Source organism: Pseudomonas donghuensis, assembly GCF_000259195.1.
Lineage (GTDB): Bacteria > Pseudomonadota > Gammaproteobacteria > Pseudomonadales > Pseudomonadaceae > Aquipseudomonas > Aquipseudomonas donghuensis.
Genome location: NZ_JH650766.1, coordinates 98,873 through 104,066, shown reverse-complemented (window position 1 = coordinate 104,066; position 5,194 = coordinate 98,873). Strand labels below are relative to the sequence as shown.

2 protein-coding genes and 1 pseudogene are annotated in these 5,194 nt (G+C 66.3%); all 3 read left to right on the top strand.

All coding sequences use genetic code 11. The features are described 5' to 3' along the window. Positions 1 to 76: 76 nt before the first annotated feature. The gene (locus UW3_RS0114885) at positions 77 to 1,318 is read left to right on the top strand and encodes an exonuclease SbcCD subunit D C-terminal domain-containing protein (protein WP_010223295.1); all 1,242 of its coding nucleotides are present in this window, start codon (positions 77 to 79) and stop codon (positions 1,316 to 1,318) included. Then, positions 1,315 to 4,962: an SbcC/MukB-like Walker B domain-containing protein gene (locus tag UW3_RS0114880; protein WP_010223294.1), complete on the top strand. Its 3,648-nt coding sequence runs from the start codon at positions 1,315 to 1,317 to the stop codon at positions 4,960 to 4,962. The genes UW3_RS0114885 and UW3_RS0114880 overlap by 4 nt, the downstream gene beginning before the upstream one ends. Continuing rightward, positions 4,959 to 5,194: pseudogene (locus UW3_RS29605) on the top strand (glutathione S-transferase N-terminal domain-containing protein); the annotation flags it as partial. The gene UW3_RS0114880 and the pseudogene UW3_RS29605, both read left to right, overlap by 4 nt.

The following is a 5,194-nucleotide window of genomic DNA, read 5'->3' as shown; positions in this document are numbered from 1 at the left end:
CCTCCCGCCGCTGTACCCCAAATAAACTCAAGGCGTGGCGCCCCGGGCGCTATGCCGGCACACTGCGGAACCCTTCATGCGTCTGTTTCACACCTCCGACTGGCACCTGGGACAAACCCTGCACGGCCAGGAACGCGATTTCGAACACGCCTGTTTTCTCGAATGGCTGCTCGGCCAGCTCAAGCTGCGCCAGCCCGATGCGCTGCTGATTGCCGGCGACATCTTCGACACCGTCAACCCGCCGGTCAAAGCCCAGGAGCGGCTCTACGACTTCATCGTCCAGGCCCACGAACAGCAGCCCAAGCTGAACATCGTGATGATCGCCGGCAACCACGACTCCGGCTCGCGCATTGAACTACCGGCGCCGCTGATGCGCCGCCTGCGCACCCACGCCCTGGGCCGGGTGCAGTGGCTGGACGAAGGTGAACTGGACAGCGAGCGCCTGTTGATTCCGCTGACCAACGCCAAGGGCAAGGTCGCCGCCTGGTGCCTGGCGCTGCCGTTCCTGCGCCCGGCGGAAGTCACCGGTGCGCACCTGGGCGATGACTACCTGCGTGGCATTGCCCAGGTCCACGAGAAACTCATCGCCGCCGCCCTGCAACGGCGCAAGGCCGGCCAGGCACTGATTGCCGTGAGCCACGCGCACATGGCCGGTGGCTCGGTCTCGGAAGACTCCGAGCGCAGCCTGATCATCGGCAACGCCGAAGCCTTGCCAGCGCGCCTGTTCGCCCCGCAAATCAGCTATGTCGCCCTCGGCCACCTGCACAAGCCGCAGAAGGTCAACCGCGAAGAGCGCATCCGCTACAGCGGCTCGCCAATCCCGCTGTCGTTCTCGGAAATCGGCTATCAACACCAGATCCTTGAAATCGAACTGGATGGCGCCAACCTGGCCAGCGTCGAATCGCGCCTGGTGCCGCGGGCCGTGCACCTGCAACGGTTGGGCCCGGCGCCACTGGCCGAAGTGCTCGAGCAATTGGCCGAGCTGCCGGTGATTGACCTGCTGGACGATCCGCAGCGCCAACCCTGGCTGGAGATCCGCGTACGCCTGGACGAGCCCCTGCCCGACCTGCGCGCCCAGCTCGAAGGCGCCCTGCACGGCAAGGCCGTGCGCCTGGTACGCATCGCGGCCGAGTATGCCGGCAACGGGCGCAGCGAGGATGAGAGCGGCGCCGACTTGCTGGAACTGGGCCAACTGACCCCGCACGAGCTGTTCAGCCGCGCCTGGGAGCAGGCCTATGGCAATGCCGTCGACGAACAGACCCTGGCCGACTTTGCCCTGTTGCTGCAGGACGTCCAGCAGGAGGAAGAACAGCCATGAAGATTCTCGCCATCCGTCTGAAGAACCTGGCCTCCCTGGAAGGCCCGATCGAGATCGACTTCACCGCCGAGCCGCTGGCCAGCGCCGGCCTGTTTGCCATTACCGGGCCCACCGGCGCCGGCAAGAGTACCCTGCTCGACGCCCTGTGCCTGGCGCTGTTCGGCGCCGTGCCACGGCTGAACAACATCGGCCGCGAGACCAAGCTGCCGGAGGTCGACAGCGACATCCTCACCAGCGACCCGCGCACCCTGCTACGCCGGGGCTCGGGCAGCGGTTTTGCCGAGGTGGATTTCGTCGGCATCGACGGCCGGCGCTACCGCGCCCGCTGGGAAACCAACCGCGCCCGCGACAAGGCCAACGGCAAGCTGCAAGGCAGCCGTCAGAGCCTGCATGACCTGGACAGCGACCAGCTGCTGAGCAACCAGAGCAAGGCCGAATACAAGCAACTGATCGAGTCGCGCCTGGGCCTGAACTTCGAACAGTTCACCCGCGCGGTGATGCTGGCCCAGAGCGAGTTCAGCGCCTTTCTCAAGGCCGATGACAAAGAGCGCAGCGAGCTGCTGGAAAAGCTTACCAACACGGCGATCTACAGCCAGCTGGGCCGCCGCGCCTACAGCAAGAGCAAGGAAGCCGAAGAGGCGCACAAGGCCCTGCTGGACCAGGCCAGCGGCGTGATGCCTATGGCCGCCGAGGCCCGCGCCGAACTCGACCAGCGCTACAGCGGGGCCCTCGATCGGTTCAAGACCGAACAGGCGCAACTGCGCCAGCTTGAACAGCAGCGCAGCTGGCTCACCGAGTTGCTGCAACTGCAGGAACAGGTGCAGACCAGCACGGCGCAACTGCACAGTGCCCAGCAGCACAACGACAGCCTGCACAGCGAGCGGCTGAAACTCGCGCGCCTGGAACAGCTGGCGCCGCAGCGTCACCAGTTTGCCCGTCAGCAGGCGCTCAATGCCCAGCTCAGCCCGCTGGCGATGAGCATCGCCGCGCAGCGCCAGCAGCATGACCTGTTGCATGGCCACCAGCAGCAACTGCAGGACGACCTGGGCAAGGCCCACGCGGCCCTCGCCCAGGCCCTGGCACAACAAACCGACAGCGCGCCATCGGTGCGCCAGGCCTTTGCCGAGCAGAACACCCTCGCCCGCCTGCACCAGGAACTGGCCAACAGCGCGACGCTCAAGCACCAGGCCGAGCAGGCCAGTGCCGAGGGCCAGCAACAGCTGTTGACCCTCGATGAACAGCAACGCCTGAGCGAACAGCGCCTGCAGCAGATCGGCCAACAGCTGGAGCAAAGCGCGCCGCTGGCCGGGCTGAGCGAAGCCTGGAGCGCCTATCGCGACCGCCTGCAGCAACTGATGCAGCTGGGCAACCGCCTCAACCAGGGCCACGCCGAGCTGCCTGGCCTGCAGGAGCGTGCCAGCCAGGCCAGTGCCCAGCTTGAGGAGCAGCGCGCCGCCCTGGCCCTGCTCTACCGCGAAGCCGAGGCTGAACCCCAGGCCCTGGCCGAACAGATCGGCCTGCTCGGCGAGCTGCTGCAGAAAAACCGCCAGCAGCAGCGTCAGGTCGAAGAACTGAGCCGGCTGTGGAGCAACCAGCAGGACCTCGAACAGCGCCTGCAAGCCTTGCGCGAGCGCCAGCAAGCGGCGTTGAAGCAACGCGAGCAGCTGATCAGCGAAGGCCTCAATGGCAAGAACCAGCTGACCGCCGCCGAGCAAGCGCTAAGCGTTACCCGCCAGTTGCTCGAACGCCAACGCCTGGCCCGCAGCCAGAGCGTCGAAGACCTGCGCGCGCAACTGCAAGACGACCAGCCCTGCCCGGTGTGCGGTAGCCAGGAGCACCCTTATCACCAGCCCGAAGCCCTGCTGCAAAGCCTCGGCCGCCACGACCAGAACGAAGAGGCCAACGCACAGCAAATGGTCGACGGGCTGAAGAAACAGCTCGATGAACTGCGCACTCAACTGGGTGGCGTCAACGGCCAGATCAAGGAATACCTGCACCAGCAGGAACAACTGGGCAACCAGCAACACGCGTTGCAGCCAAGCCTTGAAGCGCACCCGCTGTACCCGTCGCTGGCCGACCAGGACGCCAGCCAGCGCAGCGCCTGGCTGGACTTGCAGGTGCGCAACCTGAACCACGACATCAGTCGTGACGAACAGCGCCAGAACGCCCTACTGGCCCTGCAGAAAGACGCCAGCCGCCTGCAACAGCAATTGCAGGCAGCCCAAGACACCAGTCAGCAGGCCAACCAGCACCTGAGCCAGCAGCAAACGGCGCTGGCCAGTGACCAAGAGCGCCTGGAGCAGGAACTGGCCAGTTTCGCCAGCCTGTTGCCTGGCGAGATCCTCAACGACCTGCGCCAGGAGCCGGCTGCCGCCTTCATGCGCCTGGACCAGCAACTGGCCCTGCGCCTGGACCTGCTGCAACGGCAAAAGGACGAACAGCAGGAGCACGGCGAGCGCCAGCAGACCCTGGACAAAGCCCAGTTGCAGCAACAGGCACGGATTCAGAAGCAGGAAGAACTGCAACAGCAGTTCAGCGAGCTGGAGCGCCAGCATCAAGCCAGCCGCGACAGCCTTGCCAGCCTGCTCGGCGAACAGGCCAGCGCCGAGCATTGGCAGCAGCATCTGGACCAGGCGGTGGAGCAAGCGCGCCAGGCCGAAACCCAGGCCGGCCAACAGTTGCAGGAGACCCAGGCACGCTTGATCGAACTGGCCGCCGAGCTCAAAGCCAAGGGCGAACGCCTGAGCGCGCTGGAGCAGGAACACCATGAGGTGCGCGGCCAGATCGAACAATGGCGCCAGGGCCACCCGGAGTTGGACGACAGCGGCCTGGAGCAGTTGCTGGCGCTCGACGACAACGCCGTGGCGCAACTGCGCCAGGAGCTGCAGGACAGCGAGAAGGCCATCGAACAGGCGCGTACCCTGCTGCAGGAGCGCCAGCAACGCCTGGACCAGCATCAGGCCCAGGGCAATGCCGAGCTCACCCGCGAAACGCTGGAACAGGCCTTCGACAGCCTGCAGGTGCAACTGACCGCCAGCGAACAGACCTGCGCCGAATTGCGTGCCGCCCAGGCCGAAGACCAGCGCCGGCAACTGGCTCACCAGGCCCTGGCCGAGCAGATCGCCACGGCCTACAGCGAGTGGCAGCGCTGGGCACGGCTCAACGCCCTGATCGGCTCGGCCACCGGCGATACCTTCCGCAAGATCGCCCAGGGCTACAACCTCGACCTGCTGGTGCACCACGCCAACGCCCAGTTGCGCCAACTGGCCCGGCGCTACCGGCTCAAGCGCGGTGGCAGCCTGCTCGGGCTGCTGGTGCTGGACACGGAAATGGGTGACGAACTGCGCTCGGTGCATTCGCTGTCGGGCGGCGAGACCTTCCTGGTCTCGCTGGCCCTGGCCCTGGGCCTGGCCTCGATGGCTTCGAGCACCCTGCGCATCGAATCGTTGTTTATCGACGAAGGCTTCGGCAGCCTCGATCCGGAATCGCTGCAACTGGCCATGGACGCGCTCGACGGCCTGCAGGCCCAGGGCCGCAAGGTCGCGGTGATCTCCCACGTGCAGGAGATGCACGAGCGCATCCCGGTGCAGATCCAGGTCCGCCGCCAGGGTAATGGCCTGAGTACCGTGGAGGTCAGCGGATGATCCTCTACTCGTTCCGCCGCTGCCCCTGGGCCATGCGCGCGCGCCTGGCCCTGCGCTACGCCCAGTGCCCGGTAGAGATCCGCGAAGTCAGCCTCAAGGCCAAGCCAGCCGAACTGCTGGCCCTGTCGCCCAAGGGCACGGTGCCGGTGTTGAGTGCCGATGACCTGGTACTGGAGGAAAGCCTGGACATCATGCGCTGGGCCCTGGCCCGGCACGACCCGCACGATTGGCG